Source organism: Ruegeria sp. BJ6, assembly GCF_056537885.1.
On the sequence record NZ_JBQFSG010000013.1, the window covers coordinates 25,628 to 43,564 of the forward strand.

General features: G+C 59.2%; 14 protein-coding genes. 6 read left to right on the forward strand and 8 right to left on the reverse strand.

The features are described from left to right. Positions 1-97 precede the first annotated feature (97 nt). Entirely contained in the window at positions 98-1,153 is a 1,056-nt protein-coding gene (locus tag ACR0D6_RS20550) for a Gfo/Idh/MocA family protein (RefSeq protein ID WP_480766910.1), read from the forward strand. Then, entirely contained in the window at positions 1,150-2,070 is a 921-nt protein-coding gene (locus ACR0D6_RS20555; RefSeq protein WP_170656608.1) for a glycosyltransferase family protein, read from the forward strand. Before ACR0D6_RS20550 ends, ACR0D6_RS20555 begins: the two co-directional genes overlap by 4 nt. A gap of 9 nt (positions 2,071-2,079) precedes the next feature. On the opposite strand, the gene ACR0D6_RS20560 is transcribed toward ACR0D6_RS20555, so the two are convergent. Then, complete coding sequence (locus tag ACR0D6_RS20560) at positions 2,080-3,222, reverse strand: glycosyltransferase family 4 protein (protein ID WP_480766911.1); 1,143 nt, start codon at positions 3,220-3,222, stop codon at positions 2,080-2,082. A 240-nt stretch (positions 3,223-3,462) separates the two neighbouring features. Here ACR0D6_RS20560 and ACR0D6_RS20565 point away from each other — a divergent pair, with 240 nt between their 5' ends. After that, on the forward strand, positions 3,463-4,707 hold the full coding sequence (locus tag ACR0D6_RS20565; protein WP_480766912.1) for a glycosyltransferase family 4 protein: 1,245 nt from the start codon (positions 3,463-3,465) through the stop codon (positions 4,705-4,707). A gap of 41 nt (positions 4,708-4,748) precedes the next feature. Beyond that, positions 4,749-5,861: a formylglycine-generating enzyme family protein gene (locus ACR0D6_RS20570; RefSeq protein WP_480766913.1), complete on the forward strand. Its 1,113-nt coding sequence runs from the start codon at positions 4,749-4,751 to the stop codon at positions 5,859-5,861. A gap of 15 nt (positions 5,862-5,876) precedes the next feature. Here the strand turns inward: ACR0D6_RS20570 and ACR0D6_RS20575 are convergent, their stop codons facing one another. The 5 genes from ACR0D6_RS20575 to ACR0D6_RS20595 all read right to left on the reverse strand — a co-directional run bounded on the left by ACR0D6_RS20575 (position 5,877) and on the right by ACR0D6_RS20595 (position 11,668). Next, a complete protein-coding gene (locus ACR0D6_RS20575; RefSeq protein WP_480766914.1) occupies positions 5,877-7,406 on the reverse strand; it encodes a GMC oxidoreductase in 1,530 nt (509 codons plus the stop codon). 34 nt (positions 7,407-7,440) lie between these two features. Continuing rightward, positions 7,441-8,412 carry an NAD-dependent epimerase/dehydratase family protein gene (locus ACR0D6_RS20580; protein WP_170656598.1) on the reverse strand — a complete coding sequence of 324 codons (972 nt, stop codon included), beginning with the start codon at positions 8,410-8,412 and terminating at the stop codon, positions 7,441-7,443. A gap of 94 nt (positions 8,413-8,506) precedes the next feature. Next, positions 8,507-9,250, reverse strand: a complete 744-nt coding sequence (locus ACR0D6_RS20585; RefSeq protein ID WP_480766915.1) for a polysaccharide deacetylase family protein — start codon at positions 9,248-9,250, stop codon at positions 8,507-8,509. Positions 9,251-9,253: 3 nt separating this feature from the next. Further along, positions 9,254-10,696 (reverse strand): protoporphyrinogen/coproporphyrinogen oxidase, encoded by a 1,443-nt coding sequence (locus tag ACR0D6_RS20590; protein WP_480766916.1) that lies wholly within the window; start codon positions 10,694-10,696, stop codon positions 9,254-9,256. Between the two features lie 45 nt (positions 10,697-10,741). Then, positions 10,742-11,668 carry a glycosyltransferase family 2 protein gene (locus ACR0D6_RS20595; RefSeq protein WP_170656592.1) on the reverse strand — a complete coding sequence of 309 codons (927 nt, stop codon included), beginning with the start codon at positions 11,666-11,668 and terminating at the stop codon, positions 10,742-10,744. Between the two features lie 278 nt (positions 11,669-11,946). Here ACR0D6_RS20595 and ACR0D6_RS20600 point away from each other — a divergent pair, with 278 nt between their 5' ends. After that, entirely contained in the window at positions 11,947-13,380 is a 1,434-nt protein-coding gene (locus ACR0D6_RS20600; RefSeq protein ID WP_480732039.1) for a lipopolysaccharide biosynthesis protein, read from the forward strand. 75 nt (positions 13,381-13,455) lie between these two features. On the opposite strand, the gene ACR0D6_RS20605 is transcribed toward ACR0D6_RS20600, so the two are convergent. Continuing rightward, on the reverse strand, positions 13,456-14,709 hold the full coding sequence (locus tag ACR0D6_RS20605) for a PepSY-associated TM helix domain-containing protein (RefSeq protein WP_480766917.1): 1,254 nt from the start codon (positions 14,707-14,709) through the stop codon (positions 13,456-13,458). A 199-nt stretch (positions 14,710-14,908) separates the two neighbouring features. Here ACR0D6_RS20605 and ACR0D6_RS20610 point away from each other — a divergent pair, with 199 nt between their 5' ends. Continuing rightward, positions 14,909-16,075 carry a DegT/DnrJ/EryC1/StrS family aminotransferase gene (locus ACR0D6_RS20610; RefSeq protein WP_480766918.1) on the forward strand — a complete coding sequence of 389 codons (1,167 nt, stop codon included), beginning with the start codon at positions 14,909-14,911 and terminating at the stop codon, positions 16,073-16,075. 2 nt (positions 16,076-16,077) lie between these two features. Here ACR0D6_RS20610 and ACR0D6_RS20615 read toward each other — a convergent pair whose 3' ends face one another. Further along, a complete protein-coding gene (locus ACR0D6_RS20615) occupies positions 16,078-17,628 on the reverse strand; it encodes an oligosaccharide flippase family protein (RefSeq protein WP_170656584.1) in 1,551 nt (516 codons plus the stop codon). Between the last annotated feature and the right edge of the window lie 309 nt (positions 17,629-17,937).

A 17,937-nucleotide genomic window follows, 5' to 3' on the forward strand; every position in this document is an offset into this window, starting at 1 on the left:
GGGGCACAGCCTATGCTACTCCGCTTGAAGGTGAATTATTGTTAGAGATGCCGGGTGTAGCCCTGTTGCGCGCCCGCGATTGTTAATGAGGAATTGAATGAAGATCGGTGTGATCGGGGCGGCCGGAAAGATCGGCCAGATGCGGGTTCAGAACATTCTCGAGTCTCCTGACGCCGAATTGGCGGCGGTTCTGGATCTGGAGTTTCATCGCGCCGTGGCTGTGGCGGACGGCGCGCCGGCCTTTACCGATCTCGACCGGTTTTTTGCCACGCCGATGGATGCGGTGGTGATCTCGACCCCCGCGCATGTACGTGAACCGCTGTGCCTGCGTGCCTTTGACGAAGGGCTGCATGTGCTGACCGAAAAACCACTGGCTCCGACAGTAGAAGGAGCAAGGCGGATCGTTGCGGCGGCGGAAAAGGCGGGCAAGGCTTTGGGGGCAGGGTTCAACATGCGTTACTACCCTTCCTTTGCCCATGTGAAAGAAGTCGCGACATCCGGTGAGATCGGAGAGATCGATCATGTCCGCATCTATGGCGGCCATGACGGTCTGGGGCATTTCACCCACGACTGGGAATACAAGGCCGAGTTTTCCGGGGGTGGCGCCCTGTGGGATGTGGGCATCCACATGACCGATATGGCGCGCTTCATTCTGGGCGAAATCACCAGCGTTTATGGGGTGACCAGCAACACGGTCTGGAATGTGCCGGGGTCGGAAGACAACGCAATGGCGATCTTCAAGAACCCCGACGGCATCGCGGCGATCTATCAGGCCTGCTGGAATGACTGGAAAGGCTATCAGAGTGTGATCGAGGTTTACGGATCGCACGGTATGGTGCGCGGGGCCTATGCGCCGATGCAGAACCTTGTCATCACCATGGACAAGCCGGGTGGAGCACCCAAGCGGGTGCGCAAATTCTATCCGGAAATCATGGTGCGCGAAAAACTGAAATCCTGGAAGACGACCGCCATCCTGTCCTTTGGCGAGGAATTGGCCGATTTCATCCGGCTGACCCGGGGCGAGACCGGCCTGAACTGCGCCGATGGTCATGCCGGTCTGCGCGCGGTCGAGATCGCCGCCGCCGTGCCGGAAAGTTCGCGCAGCGGACAGCCGGTTGAACTGGACAATCTAGGGGACATGAAAATCCGATGAGCAGCGATCCAACCCTTTCCATCGTTCTGACCATCGTGCAAGGCGGCAGCTATGTGCGGGATTTCCTCGAAGCGGTGCGCAGTTTTGACGACCCGCCGCCGCTGGATGTGATCATTCCCTATGACGCCAGCGTCGCGGATGTGGCCCAATACGCCGATGACTACCCCGAGGTGCGGTTTCTGGACCTTGGCGTGATCAACCCTATCCGCCCGATCACGTCCGAGGCGGGCAAGCACGAGCTTTATGATCGCCGCCGCTCGGCCGGGCTGGCCGCGGCCACGGGTGATATCATCGGCATTCTTGAAGATCGGGGCCTACCGCAATCGGACTGGGCGCGCACCATCGTGCGGCTGTATGCGGAAACCGGCAAGAACGTGATCGGCGGCGCGATTGAATGCATGGAGCCGGTCAGCCCGCTGAACTGGGCCTTTTACGTCACCGATTTCGGTCGTTACGGGCGACCGTTTGAAACCGGCCCTGCCGACTGGGTTTCGGATGTGAACCTGACCTACAGCCGCAAGGCGCTGGATGAGACGCAGCACCTGTGGAAAGACCGCTATCACGAGCCGATCGTGCACTGGCACCTGATCGAACAGGGCGAGGAATTGTGGCTGTCGAACGAGGTGGTCGTACATCACCATCGCCCCAAGGCAACCTTTCGGGAATTGCTGCCCGAGCGGTTCGACTGGGGCCGTCTGTTTGGTGAGATCCGGGTGCGCAATCAAAGCAACGCAAAACGCCTGATGCTGATCCTGGCGGGGCCGCTGATCCCGCCGCTGCTCTGGGTGCGTCACTACAAGCTGCAGGCCAGCAAGGGGCGGGGCATGCGATATCTCAAGACGTTGCCTTATGTCATGCTGCTGTCAACGGCATGGACGCTGGGCGAGGTCTGGGGCTACATCACCAAACGCCCCTGATAGGCGGTGTCACCCTTGGCGGTCAGCCAGATCGTAATAGGTCTTTTCGAACTGGCGGTGCACCCAATCCGGATCGAACCGGTCTTCCTGGCTGCGTTTCAGGGCATTTTCCGCAAGGGCGCGGCGGCGGTCCTCGTCTGACAGGACATCCGCAACGGCTGCGCAGATCGCGTCGATATCGCCGATGGGGACAACCGCGCCGACACTGTCGTCGATCAGTTCGACCACGCCCGAGCAGGCGGTGGCCACGGCGGGGGTTCCGGCCTGAAACGCCTCGGCGATGGTAAAGGGCAGCGCCTCCCACCGCGAGGTCAGCAGGAACAGGTCAGCCGCGCGCAAATGCCGGATCGGTTTGTCCGTGCGGCCAATGAAACGCAGGTGCTTGCCGAGGCCCTTTTCCTGCGCCAGCGCATGCAGCTGCGCCTCGTCCGGTCCGTCTCCTGCGACGATGAAACGGTAACCGGGATGGGTCTCTTTCATCCGCGCGACGCAGTCGATCAGGATGTCGATCCCTTTCTGCGGCAGCAGGCGGGCCAGCGTGACGATCACCCTGTCGCCATCTCCAAGCAGGTCGGTGCGTAGCCTTGCGATCTCTTCTGGGCTGTCTTCGGGCGGAGGAGTGACACCCAGCCCGATGACCTTCAGCTTGTCCTGAGGCACATTGCCGATGGTGGCCAGATCCTCGGCCGAGCGGTGGCTGGGGGTGATCACCAGATCGCATTTTGCGGCAATCCGGCCGAATGCGGCGATCCGCTCGGGCTCGGACCCGTGATAGGTGACAGCCACCGGAATACGCCGCCCGGTGCGGGCCAGATTGGCGACCAGCGCGGGCGCGGATTCATGGCAATGGATCAGGTCGACCGGGTTCTCCGCCAGCCAACGCCGCAGCCGCAAGGCTGCGCTCGCCGTATGGCGCAGCCGGTTGGCGATGCTGCCCCCGTCGCCCGCGACATAGCGGGTCGGCAGGTCCAGAAACCCCGATTGCCGGTCAGGCCCCGCCCAGATATCGGCCGTTCCCGCCAGTGTGACGCGATGGTTTCGCGCCTGCAGCCAGTCGCTCAGACCAAGGATATGGCGGGTGATGCCACCCATGCCGAACTGGGTGCCCATTTCGACGACATGAAGGGGTTCTCGGGGGGGATCGGTCTGCATCTGAAGTGGTTTCGGGCCAAATTTCTGAACTATTTCCCGATCATAGCATGTGCGCCGCATTTGCACATGCTGTGGTCACGGCCTGTGCCAGCCCGCATGTATTTGCAGCATGTCCGCAACACCGGGTGCGATCCGGGCAATCGCACGGCTTGTGCCTTTCGATTGTTGCCCGGATCGTGTTTCATACCGGAAAGTCATTGGTAATCTGGTATATTTCGCATGCAGTCGTTGCGCATTTTGATGTTCACCACATTTTACCCGCCCTATTCCTTTGGAGGTGACGCCGTGGGGATTCAGCGCATGGCTCGGGCGCTGGTGGCGCGGGGACACGATGTGACGGTGGTGCATGACGAGGACAGCTATCTGATCCTTGGCGGCAAACCTCAGCCCGAGGGCGACCCCGACGGGGTGCGGCGGATCGGGCTGCGCAGCCGCAATGGCATGATGTCGAACCTGCTGACCCAGCAGCTTGGCCGCCCGGTTGTTCATGCCGGCCACATCCGCGAAATACTGGCCGAACGGCAGCCGGATATCATCTGGCACAACAACACATCCCTGATCGGCGGACCGGGTCTGTTGCCGATGGGCGAGGGGCTGAAGGTCTATGAGGCGCATGAGCACTGGCTGGTCTGCCCCACCCATGTTCTGTGGCGGCACGGGCGCGAGCTGTGCGACGAGCGCCAATGCCTGCGCTGTGTGCTGAGCTACAGGCGCCCACCGCAGCTGTGGCGTTACACCGGCGCGCTGGACCGGGCGCTGGATCATATGGATCTTATTATCGCCAAAAGCGAATTCAGCCGCGCCAAACACCGTGAATTCGGCCTGCGTCAGGACATGCAGGTGCTGCCGTATTTCCTGCCCGATATCGACCAGGACGCATTGCCGGAACCGGCAGCGCATGAGCGCCCCTATTTCCTGTTTGTCGGGCGTTTGGAAAAGATCAAAGGGCTGCAGGACGTGTTCCCGGCCTTTGACCGCTATCCCGATGCCGATCTGCTTATACTTGGTGATGGCGACTATGCGGATGAGCTGAAAAAACAGGCTGCGGGCAATGACCGGATCAAATTTCTGGGTCGCAAGACGCTTGAGGAACTCAACGCCTATTACCGGGGCGCCATCGGGCTGATCGTGCCGTCGGTCTGTTATGAAACCTTCGGCATTATCCTGATCGAAAGCTTCCGTCTGGGAACGCCGGTGATTGCCCGTCGGTTGGGTCCATTCCCCGAGATTGTCGAGCGGGCAGGGGGCGGATCGCTTTTTGAAACCGAAGAGGATCTGATTGCGGCGATGCGCGATCTGCAGCACCAGCCGGATCGCCGCGCAGGGCAGGGAGCTGCCGCGCGCAAGGCATTCATCGATATCTGGCACGAGCCCTCGGTGCTTCAATCTTATGGCGCCGCGCTGGCCCGAGCAGCGCATGCAAAAGGGGACCGGTCACTGGCCCGGTCGCTGGAAGCAGGAGCGTTCGAGTTTGGGTTTAGGTAGAAAATAAGGTATAGTGCCATGGAAACCTGGGGGGGCTTCCTATGGTGTCTCACAGCGCTTCGGGCGGCGAAGCGATCAGGCACTCGTTGTTTTGGCGCATTGCACGTCGGGCGTTGCGGTTGCTCTGGATAGTGTTTCTGGGCCTTTCGATTATCGCAATATTGGTGCTTGGCGCGATCGCAACGACGCTGATTGCCAATGCGGCTTTGCGTGATCTCGATTCCGTCATGAGGGCAACCGAAAAGCATGAAACCCTGCCCGAGCCGGATCTTTCACGTATCAAGCGCGTGGCGCTTTTTGTAACGTCTCAGTTTCTGCCCTTGCGCCAGCCCGGTGATGAACTGGTTGTAGCGGGCCGCGTTTTTCAGGATTGCGCAGACTGCCCTGAAATGGTCGAGGTTCCTCATGGCTATTTTCTGCTCGGTACGCCGGTTTTCGAAGAAGGGCGCTATATGCACCTGTTTGAGTTTCCGCCGCTTCGGCAGAACCTCAAGTTTGCCAATCAGGAAGGTCCGCGGCGGTTGGTCCGCATACCCCAGGCATTAGCGTTTTCCCGGTACGAGATCACTTATGGGCAATGGCGGCAGGCTCAGGCAGATCCAGAATGGCTGGCGATAACCGGACGGGATCCGTACTTTCCCGATCTGGAGGCGGATTATCGTGATGAGCAGCCCATGACGATTGTCGAATGGCGTGATGCAAAGGCCTATGTCGACTATCTCAGCGCGAAGACGGGGCACACCTATCGTTTGCCGGCAGACGCTGAATGGGAATATGCCGCCCGGGCCAGGACGGTAACGCGCTTTCCGTGGGGAAATGACGTGGGAAACAACAATGCCGTTTGCGTCAACTGCTCGTCCATATGGACCGAACGCCGCCCGGCGCCGGTTGGAATGCACCCGCCCAATGGTTTCGGCCTGTATGACATGCACGGAAACGGCTTCGAGTGGGTCGAGGATTGTTACGAGGCGTACCATACTTCCGCAAAGCGCGACGGCTCTCCTAATTCCCGGGAGGTGTGCGAATTCCGAACCCTTCGTGGTGGTGAAGCGGCTTCATCTGCCTGGCAAAGCCGATCAGGATATCGTGTTGATCCGCATTACAACAACCGCGACTACGGACATGCGATCCGGATCGTCCGCGAACTGGACTGACGGCAGGCTTCGGTGTCAGGGGGCCAGCGTGCCGATGCGATGGGCGTTGGCCATGACCGAGAATGTGATGGTCGTTGCCGGAATACTGGGCAGGCTTGAGGCGTCGACAAGATGCACCCGCGACAAACCCTTGGGGCGCCCCAGAATATCGGCCTGTCCCGAACCGGGTTTTCTGGCCATCGGAACCGACCCACCCACGTGAAAGCTAGACCCCGCATCACCCGGACGGCGGGCGAAGCTGAGTGGCGAAAGCCCCGCCAGTTTCAAAACCTGTGAAAGCCGGGATGTGGCCAACCCGATAACCTTTTCGGTTTCGTCATTGTCTATCACCGTTGGTGCAAGCCGCCCATCAGTGGACAGTGTCAGGTCGATCCGGGCCGAGTGTGCCGAATGCAGAAAGGCCTGCGCCACGATCAGCCGCCGGGCCAGCATCCTCCACAAGGGGGCAGAACCCGGTAATCTGGCACCGTAACTGCTGATCAGATCATGGGCGTAGAATTCGTTCCATGTATAGACTTGGGCATGCACGAGGTTTGGTGAAATGTCCGGATCATCCAGTTCGATGAAAATCTGCGGCAAGGTGTGATAGGGCCTCTGGTCGACGCGGCGTGGTGCGCGCCAGCGGTGCAGGCTGGGCAGAAAGAAATGCTGACTGTCCTGCAGCCGCAAACTTGCCGTGGGGTCCGGAGATGATGTCAGAAGCAGACGCGCCGTTTCCAGAACACCGGCGGCAATGAAGATACGATCAGCCCGCAAGGTTTCACCGCTGTCCAGCAGCACTGTCACGTGGTCACCGTGTTCCTCGAACCTGCAGGCAAGACCGGCGCGATGGCGGAAGGCAGCGTGATGCCGCAGATCGCCGAGGGTTTGTCTGGCGGAATATATATGCCCCCACGGGCAGCCGTGCAGGCATTGGCCACAATACCGGCAGCCGGGATCGACGGCCAATCGCGCCGCGCCTGCGCGGGTGTGCAGATCTGCAAGCCCGGTTTTGTGGCGGCTCAGTTGATCCAGCATTCGCTCGGCCTGTGGCGATGGGGCCAGTGGCACTCTTTCCTGCATCGAAAAGGCGGGGAACAGGGTCTGTAGTTCGTCCACCTGGCCACTCACGGGCAGAAATTTCGCGACCGCCCGGTAATGTGGTGCCAGATCCTCGATACCAAATGGCCAGTCGGTGATATCGGCGGCACGGTTCGGCAATACGGCCGAGCCCCAGAGGTTGGACAGCCCGCCTTCGGCATGTGAGGCGCGCAAGCCGATCCCTTGGGTCGAAACCAGCGTCTTTTCACCCGGCACCATGGCAAAATCCGAACCGAACCTGCGTACCTGTCCGGGCGGTGTATCGAACTGTGGCGCCTGCCAGCTTTGCTGATCGGCGGCGGACCAGTCGTCCGGGTCCAAGGCTGCCAGATGATCGCGGCGCTCCTGCGCTGCGGTTTCAAGCTTGCGGCCGCCGTCCAGCATCAGAACCTGACGGCCACGGTCCAGAAGGGCAGTGGCCACCGAGACCCCGGACGGGCCGGACCCGATCACCAGATCGGTCACGGCGCGCTACCTGTCTGGATCGGCGTCTGTCCGTTCATGCGGAGACCGGACGTTTCATTTCGACGACAATGTCATCAATGATCTGCTGCAGCGAACGCATCGGGCGAAACCCGGTGACACGCTCCAGTTTCGAGACATCGGGCAGGCGGCGCTGCATATCCTCGAACCCTTCGGGATAAACCGTGTCATAGGGAACGCATTGGATTTCCGAGGCAGAGCCGGTCGTCCGGATGACCTGTTCCGCCAGGGCGCGGATCGTGACCTCCTGATCCGTTCCGACATTGAAGACGTCGCCGCGCGCGTCCGGCAGGATCATCAGCCGACACATGGCTTCGACCACATCGGCCACATGGCCGAAACAGCGCGACTGTTCTCCGGTGCCATGAACCATCAGTGGGGCGCCCTCCAGCGCGGCCTTCACAAAGTTTGGCAGCACCATGCCATAGCGCCCCGTCTGTCGGGGGCCTGTGGTGTTGAAGAACCGCAGAACCGTGACCGGCAGGCCGGATTCCCGCGCATGCGCCAGCGCCAGAAACTCGTCCAGTGTCTTGGCGCAGGCATAGGACCAGCGCAGGTTGCGCGTGGCGCCAATAGTCAGGTCGCCTTCTTCCTGAAACGGGAAATTCGTGCTCTTGCCATAGACCTCAGAGCTTGAGGCGATGAAGGTGTGCGTGTTGTTCACCAGCGCAGCATCCAGCACGTTTTCGGTTCCTGCCACATTGGTCAGGATTGATCGGCTGGGTTCGTCCATGATCAGCTTGACGCCAACGGCTGCGGCCAGATGAAAGACGACATCGGCGGGGCGCACCAACTCGGCGACCAGTTGCCGGTCAAGAATGCTGCCTTTGACAAAGGTGAACTCCGGATGATCCGCCACAGTGGCAAGATTGGACATGAGCCCGGTCGAAAGATCATCGAGGATCGTGACCCGATGACCTTCGCTGATCAGCCGTTCCGTCAGATGAGAGCCGATGAACCCGGCGCCGCCGGTAACCAGAATATGCATGTGTTTGTACCAGTCACTTTTTGAGAACCAATTTGCCGGATTTTACGCGTCTGCCCATGTGTCCGGCCATAGCTACGGGCAGAAAAGAATTTGCTCACCATGATTTTCCCCGCACCATTGCACGGACGTTCCGCATTATTTTGCGGGTCGTAAGATATGGGCTGCCCCGCCCGGCAAGATGAGCCCGCCAGCGGGCGATGTCGGTGAAATAGAACATCTCAAGCCGGGGCAGATCGTGGATGTCATCCCCCGGTCCGGCCACACCCAGCCTTGTGCCGACTGAGGTGTCGTAATGCTGCGCGATCTGCCTGAGTACGCTGTTGTTCGATGCACCGTATGGGGGCGCGAAATGTCGGATCGGTTGGCCAAGCCGCGCGGCAATGTCCTGCCCCGATCCGGTCACTTCCTCCTCCAGCGTTTCCGGATCCAGCGTGGAAAGATCGGAATGGCTGATACTGTGCGCGCCAAAACAGACCCCTTCACCGGCCAGTGCTGCGACTCTGTCCCAATCCATCAGGGGACGGGGCGGAGTGTTGCCCCCGGTCCAGCTGTCCGCAGCGCCCATCAGGCCCGAGGGCAGATAGACAATCGGGCAGAACCCGTGATCGCGTAGGATGGGCCAGGCGGTATCGGCGAAATCGGCAAATCCGTCATCGAAACTGATGATGACCACGCGGCGGTCGGGCGGATTGGCCAGAGCGTCCGGCGTCACTACCGGCAGACCGGACGCGGCCAGTGCCTGCATTTGTGCGGCAAAGATGTCAGGCGCGATCGAGGTCGGCCCCGGCGCATCCGAGATCGAGTGATACATCAGGATATCGGCCTGCCAGTCGGGCATGGGTCAGTCTTCCACCACATGGGTGGCGAAGACCTCGCGATAATTGTGCCATTTCGCGCGGTCGACCTGGCCCTTGTCATCAATGCAATCTGCCGCCCCATAGGCCATGGCAAAGGCGTGATGGGTATTGTCATGGGCGAACAGGCCCTGTCGTCCAAATACGAGCAATCCGTCCAGATCTGAGAGCCACTGGTCCACCGTATCGAACCGCGCCTCGTAACCCACATCGTAAACTGGATAGGCGTGGCTCAGCCGCCGGGTTTCGCAGCGGCGCACCGGCACAGTAACCGGCAGACCCAGCTGGCCCAGCCATTTGGTGAACTCCTGCCCCAGCTCCTCGTCGGACATGGACCACCACTTTTCATCCGGATCACAGGGCAATTCGGCGCACAGCACAGTGACACCCTTTGGCTCGCCACTGGCGTTATAGTTCTTGGGTTCCGACATGCGGCTGATCGGGATCGACAGTTCCGGAAAATAATGCGCGTCGAACTCGGTGAACTGGTCGGTCTCAAGCACCAGATACAGCAGGATCATGCCCCGGAACCGGATCGCGCGGGCGGCCTCGACCACCTCGGGCGGAGGCGCGTCGATCAGGCGTGTCAGCCCGGTCAGTGGAATGGTCGACAGGATCAGGTCGCCGGTCAGTTGCCGTTCGTTTTCGCCTTCGCGGATCGTCAGGCCGGTGATGCGGTCGCCGTCCCGGTCGATCCCGGTGATCTCGGTGTTGAACAGGAATTCAACACCGGATGCGCGTGCACTCTCCTGCATCGCGTCCGAGATTTGCCCGAACCCTTTGCGCGGATAGAAAAATCGCCCGGCGGTCTCACTACGCAACCCCGGCAACAGGCGCAGCATCTTCATCAGGATCTTGCCGACCGATCCGCTGCCGACCCGGCGTTCTGCCAGCTTGACCGCCAGCTTGTCCGGATCCAGCCCCCAAAGCTTGCGCACGTAGGGAAAATAGAAATTGTCCGAAATCGTCGGTCCCAGCCCGTCATAAAGCACGGTCGAGAATGTCTCTGCCCCCTGATTTTTCTTGCGGAAAGGTTTCAGCACCATGTCCCCGATCAGCGACGCGGCAAAGGGCTTGGGCAGGCGCATCAGCGCATCGGTCAGTTTCAGCGGGAAGTGAATCCACTTGCCACCCAGCCGGATGCGCCCATGGCGCGGACGCAGCAGCAGATCGTCACCCAGCAGGGCTTTCACATCGGCCAGAACCTCGGGTTCTGCTGCCGGATGAAACCGGTGCGAGCCATAGTCGCAGATCACGCCTTCAACCGGGAATGAGGCCGAATTGCCGCCCGCAATGGGGGCGCGTTCGATCACGGTCACCTTGGCCTGACCGGCAAGGGCATGGGCGGCGGCCAGTCCGGCGGGACCGGCGCCCAGAATGATAATGTCAGGCTTGCCGCCGCTGCCATCGGATTGGGAAACGTCCGTCACGTGCGCAGTTCCTTTGCTGGCTCGGAATGTATGTGTCATGTCCGGTCAGGGTCTGAGATGCAGACGCGAGATCATGTCGGCGATCAGTCCCAGCGACCAGATCATGATCGCCGCAAGGAACGAGAACACAGCGGTTTCACTGAGGTTCCACTGAGTCAGGTCATAAACTGTCTTGAAAAAGCCCAGAGCGAAAAACGCCAACCCCAGCGGGATAAAGACCCGGAGCGGATTGAACAAAGTGCTGATGCGCAGGATCAGGATGATGAAGTTCAGAAAGTCGATCGGCCGGATTTTCGATTTTCCCACCCGCTTGCCGTATTCGATCGGCGTATAGATCATCCGCTTGCCGTTCGAGGTCATGCACAGCGTGATCGTGGTGGTGAAGGAAAAGTTCTGCGGCAGCAGCGGCAGGAACGGGATCAGCTCGGATTTGCGAAAGACGCGCAGGCCGGAATTGAGGTCGTTGATCTTGCGCTCGGCCAGGAACGAGGCAAAGGCGAACAGGAATTTCTTGGCCGGTTTCCGCAACAGCGGCACGTTCTTCATCGCGGCGCCCCGGTCACCCACCACCATATCCTGATCGCGGCACATGGCCAGCATGCCCGGCAGGTACCGCGCGGGATAGGTGCTGTCGGCATCAAGGATCGCCACATATTCATACTGCGCCATCCGCACGCCGCGCTTGAGGCTGGCACCATATCCGGAATTGACATCGTTGAATGTGACGGTGGCGCCGCTGGCTTCGGCCTCGGCGCGGGTGTTGTCCTGACTGGCATCGTCCACCACGATGATCTCGTATGGAATACCCAGCGGCTCGAGATGGCTGCGCACATCTTCGACAGTATGGCGGACGGCGTTTTCTTCGTTATAGGCGGGGATGACCACGCTCAGGCTCATGCCTGTTGTATTCGCCATAGTTGGCTCATCGGTCGCGGCACTGCCCGCGTCGATCCGCTCTGCGACTTTGTTCATGAAAATAGAAACCCTTTATTCACTCAATATATCCTGTCCCGTGCCCACCCGCATGACATGTGTGGCATAAGGACCGCTACGGGGGTAATTCCCTGTACTTGTATAGTATTCGAACACGCACAGACTGAACATAGTCAATAAATTTGACCAAATTCGACCGTTTCGACGTCAAGTTTTGTACTTGTTCACACTGCATACAGCAGGTGCGAACGTATTGAGACCGTTATCACCCGGCAAACAGCCGGATGCGGATGGAAAAGGTTATAGGAAGAGGGCCGATGTCAGGGCGGCAGAATTTCACCAGCGGGGTTGCCTGGATGTCTGCCGGGATCTGGGTCGAGCAGGCGTTCAATTTCATCATTTTCGCCATTCTCGCCCGGCTTCTGGGGGTCGAAGCTTTTGGCCTGCTGGCGATGGCGGCCGCCTTTGTGTTGTTTTCCGAATTTCTGGTGCGTGAATCCATCTCCGAGATATTGCTGACTCATGAGGAGTTGTCGTCCGAGCGGTTGAATTCGGTGTTCTGGCTGCTGGCGCTGCTGGGGGCCGTTCTGACCGTACTGCTGTATCTGGGTGCAGGGCCGGTTTCGGTGTTCTACGAAGAAGAACTTGCGGGTCAGCTGCTGATCGGTTTGTCGCCGACAGTGCTGATGATTTCGCTGACGGCCGTGCCGGTGGCGATCCTGCGGCGTGAGATGCGATTTCGTGTTCTGGCGCTGCGCGCAGCACTGGGGGCGGCCATTGGCGGGGTCGTCGGAATTGGCATGGCACTGGCGGGTTACGGTGTCTGGAGCCTGGTCGGTCAGCGGCTAGCGATGACTGCCACGAATATCATAATGGCCTGGGGCGCAGTGTCCTGGCGGCCAGCCCTTCGTGTGTCGCGGGAGCATATGCGCGACATTTTGCATTTCAGTCACCGGATCATCGGATTGCGCGCCGCTGAACTGGCTGCGGTACAATCGCCCGCAGTGGTTATCGGCGCGATGCTGGGGCCGGTGCAGGCCGGGTACTATTCGATCGCATGGCGAGTGGTCGAGATTGCTTCGTTCCTCATGATCACACCTTTGCGTACCGTTGCACAGCCCGCCTTTGGGGCAGTGGCACGAGGCGGGGGGCAGGCAGTGGAGCTGCTTTTTGATGTCATGCGCCTGACCGGGTTCGTGGCTTTCCCGGCCTTTGCCGGGCTTGCGGTTCTGTCGGAACCGGCGCTGGTGCTGCTTTTCGGTCAGAAATGGGCTCCGGCGGCCCCGGTCCTGAGTCTGATGTCGGTCTTTGGTATGTATCTGTGCGTCGAGAAGGTGCAGCAGACCTTTTGCCTGGCCGCGGGACAGGCCGGGCGGCTGGCATTGCTTTCCTGGATCGAGGTGGCGCTGGCTGCTGCGGCGATCACCCTTGCCGCGCCGTATGGGCTGACGGTTGTGACAGCCGGTTTTGTGGCGGCGTTTCTCATCGTATGGCCGTTCAAATTCGCCAATCTGGCTGCCATCTCGGGGCAACCGGTTCTGAGCCTCGTCTCGCTTCACGCCTTACCGCTGGCAACGGCAGGGATCATGGTGGTGGGCGTTCTGGGATGTGTGCGGGTCCTGAACGGTTGGCCGCAAATCACGTTGCTGATTGCCGGGACGCTGGCCGGGGTGGCAATCTACACCGCGCTTGCGTTTTTGCTCATGCGAAGCAGGTTTACCCTGCTCAAAGTGCTGGCCGGGCAGACATGAACGGATCGGATTACCGGGCTGGTGCATCAGGTTCCGGTCAGGTGGAAATTGTGCTCTTCGTGTTGCCGGGATTCACTAGGTGGCCTGTATGTCCGGGCTGAAGGCATCAGGCGGCCCGGGTTCCACATTTGCATAAGATGCGGGGCTGAAGCGCATATAGGCAACGATCAGGATGCCCAGCAACAACACCAGATATGCCCATCGAAGCAGCCCCATCCCACGCCAGATGCGCCTGACCGGGCCAAAATTTGTGGCGTTCGGGGTCAGCTTGGCGGCAAATATCAGTGCACCGCTGCAGGCGACGCCAAAGGCCGTGAGACCCAGAAGAAACCAAATCACTTTTGAAAATGTCCCGCCCCATGTGCCGAAATGCAGCACTTCCATCAAGTGCAGCCAGCGCGCCATTCCACCAGAGTCATCCGGCGTGAAGGCCCCAAGAATTTCGAGGGTTCCAGGATCAATGGATACTGTGCTCGCGCCACTGAATTCCGAAAACCCGGCCTGATGGCCGACAAAATTGAGACTGCCGTATTTATGGCCGGGAATGATCAGGACCGCCGGCTTGAAATCCGGAAGTGCGGCACGGGCCTTTTCTTCGGCGGCATCAATGGTCGCTGAATTGAAGCCTCCCGGCAGAGCGGTTTCGCGGTCTGCGGGGGGGAGGGGTTTTGGTGTCGTGCCATCAAACCCCAGGTCAAACAGCAGGAAATAGAAACTGGTTATCGCAGTTATGACCAGCAGTGGTACTGCCCAGACCGCCAAAAGCCGGTGAGTGCCACCGGCCCAGGGCCTGAGTCCACCTGAGCGGTTTGGCCAGCGAAAGAGGCCTTTCCAGAAGCGCCGGTAAGTGATGAGGCCGCTTACGGCCTGAAACAGAAGCAGAACGGATGAGGCACAAATCAGGAGATAGACGGGTCGTTTCGTTGTCAGAAACGTATCGTGGAGATCGCGCAGAATGTTGCGGAAATTTGTATCGGCGGTCTCTTGAACAACATCCCCGGTTTTGGGGTCCGTCCAATAGCTTACATTTTTTCCCCGCTCCGTGCGGCTGTAGGTCCGATCCACGAACCAGGGGGCAGGGCGCTTTTCAATGGCAAGGATTGTGCTGTCGGGATGCGCCTTTTTGATACTGTCATAGATCATGCCAAAGCTGGCGGTACGTTCCTTTTGAGAGATGGTGGTCCAAACCGCCGGTCGGGCAATCGATTCCAGCTCATTGCCAAAAACGAGCAATGTGCCTGTCAGAAACATGAAGGCAAAAAAGATTGACAGGTGCAGGCCAAGCCATGTGTGAAATGTGAATAGCCGGTTGCGGATTTTTCGGTTCATATGAATGACTGGTAGCTAATGAGCTTCCTGAACACTAAATGAGATTGACGCCTGATAGGCAATGCGACTGAAATGCTTTTTTGCACGGTTGAGATTACAATATGCTCTTTTGCACCCCTATCATGATGGCGGATTTATTGATCGCAGGCATTGAGGCGAAAGCCGGATTCGCTGGAGCCACTGAAACAGAAGAGCAGGCATGACCGCCGATACACGTCAAAACGCGCTTTATTGCGGTGATCCGCAGATGCAGTTCTCCAATCTGTTCCGCCGGGATGCTGCCGGTGGGTATACCGCGCTGTTCAGAGGGCGATCCGTCTCCTGGAGCTATAATACCCGTGTGGCGATCCGGGCAGCATGCGATTTGCTGGAACTGCAATCCGGAGACGAGGTCCTTGCTCCGGCCTATAACTGCGGATCGGAGCTTGATCCGTTGATCGATGCGGGTGTTTCGGTCCGGCTTTATCCGGTTGCTGAAGACCTGATTGCCAATCCTGACCGGATCGCGCCGCTAATAACAGAGCGGACACGGGCGATTTATGTGACGCATTATTTTGGTGTGATCCAGCCTTTGCTGGCAGAGTTGCGTACGCTGTGCGACCGGTACGGGTTACGGCTGATCGAGGACTGCGCTCTCAGCCTTCTGAGTGGCGCCACCCCGGCCGAAGGTCATACGGGTGATGTCGCGGTGTTCTGTTTCTACAAATTCGTGCCTGTGTTGGGGGGCGGAGCACTGGTGATCAATGCGCCGGATTTAAACACCACCCATCCGTTTTCGCAGCCCGCCCCGCGCAAGACGGTTGCCAAAGCGCTGGCGCGCGCCGGGTTGGCGAATGTGCTGGGGCCAAAACGTGCAAGGGGGGTACTGCAGGCGCTGCGCGGCAGAGATCAGGTGGCGGTTGAACCGCCTTCCTCAGATGGTCCGCTGGAGGATATCCCGGGGCATTACTATTTTGACCCGGCCCTGCGCGATGCCGGGATGAGCGCGTTCGCGGCCCGTCCGTTGCGGGCATTTTCCGTTTCCAAAACCATTGCATCAAGGCAGGCAAACTGGCGGCGCTATCGGGATATTCTTGATGGTGTGGCCGGTGCGCGCATGCTTGTACCGGAGCTTGCGCCCACGACCTGCCCGTTGAACGTGCCGGTCCTGGTGGCCGGGCGCGACCGGGTTGTGCAAGGGCTGCAAAAGAAGGGGATCGATGCAACACCCTGGTGGGCAGGATTCAATCGCAATCTCGACTGGACAGGTCAGGACGAGGCAATGGCGCTCAAGAATGATGTCCTGTCTCTGCCGCTGCACCAACATCTGTCCGAAGCGCATATCGACTATATCGTATCCGAACTGAGCCAAGAGCTTTCGGCCTGAGATCAGAGCGCTTTCGCAGCTTTGGATCTGATTTTGGATGCAAGCTCCAGTGCCAGGCTCTCAAAGCCTTTCGGCTTCCCGGAAAGGCGCCAGAGCAGAAGGTGCGTTCCGACATAGGCGCAAACGCCGACCAGCACCTTGACCGAGAATCTGATACGCAACAGGGGCAGATCATCCACCGTTTCATAAGCCCAGCCCACGGCGTCGACACTGCCGTAGGCGCTGCTGACAAACAGGACTGCGGCCAGCATGACAAAGGTGGATACAAAGGTGCGCCAGGCCACCAGGATAGGCGTCAGAAATCCTCCGGTTCCAAAATCTCTGGCCATGACAAGCGCCAGCCCAATCCCAAACAGGCTGCCGGCGCCAGAGCCGAGGATCGCGCCCAGGAAGCCATGGTTCGACCCCAGAAGCATGAATAGGATCGTGACAACCAGAAGGATGCTGTTGCGCAGGAACAGGCGTTTTGTATCGCCCTGCACATAGCTTGCGGAACGGACATTGGCCTGCAGCGTTTCCATTGCTTTCAGTGGGGCCAATACCCAGATGACTTGCGATGCTGCCAGCCATTCGAAACCGGCAACGACAACGATCAGGTGGTTTGCAACCAGAGCCATGCCGACACTGGCCGGGACGATGATGCCCAGCAGAATGGCATTGGCCTGTTCAAAAGCCTGCCGGTCGGTGCCCATGGTCCTGGCGGCGCTGGCAAGGCCGGGATAGATCACCCGTTCCAATGGCCCGATGATCTGGCTGGTGAACAGGGTTACGATGCGATAGCCAATTCTGAAAATACCCGCATCCGCAAGACCCAGCGTACCTCCGATGATGATCTGGGGCATGTTGTTGATCAGGAATTGCGTGATCTGAACACCCAGTGACCATGACGATACATTGATGCAGTCATGCCAGCATTTCAGTGTCAGCCTGGGCCGCATGGGGGCAACGGAAAAGCTCCAGATCACCCGGATCACCTGGGTGATGATGCTGGCCACTACGATGGCCCAGAAATCGCGCCAGAGCCAGGCAAGGCCAACCGCCAGAAGTGTATATGCCATCCTGCTGATCGTTTCTTCGCCCGCCACGAAACCAAAGCGCAGATTCCGTTCCAGCAGGGGGAAACGTGTGCTTTTGACGGAGCTCACAATGGCGATGACGCACAGCGCCGGAATGAGCGAGGTCAGCTCTGCCAGGCCGAAGAACTCCATCAACGGGCCGCTGGCCCAGATCAGAACTGCTGCGGAAACTCCAAGCAGCAGTTGCATGGTGAACACCGTGTTCAGGTGGTCGTCGGTTATGTTGGGCTGGCGGATCAGGATCATCGATACAGCGCGCTGGATAATTTCCAGAAACGCGGCAACGATTATGAAATAGGCGATGACGCCAAAATCCGTCGGCGTCAGCAGCCGCGCGGTCACGGCAAGTGTTACAAGACCCAGAATCTGACTGAAGACACCTGAGGCGAACAGGGTCGCGGCCCCCTTGGTGAGGGCGGTGCCGCGGTCGGGTGTGCCGGAATGAGTGTCCGGCCCAGATTCAACAGAGCGTTTCAAATTTTCAAACTTTCCACATTCGCAACAAACTACAAATTAGCGCTCTAGTGTTTCCTGATTACTCCTGAAAAAAAGTTTCCCGCACTTAAAGATTTGCCATTGTGGCAATAAAGGTAAGTCGCTGGTAGTCAGTCCAAAGAGCAACATTCATTTTGTGACAAGATTGCATGTTTTTCACTCAGTGTCAGAAGGCAGCGCGACATTTCAAGAAAGATGTCCAATCCAGGACAGAATTGACCTCTAAACGCGTAAGGATATCAAGTATGTGCTGTCCTGTATTCAATTCGGAAACAATCGGGCTGTGGTAGC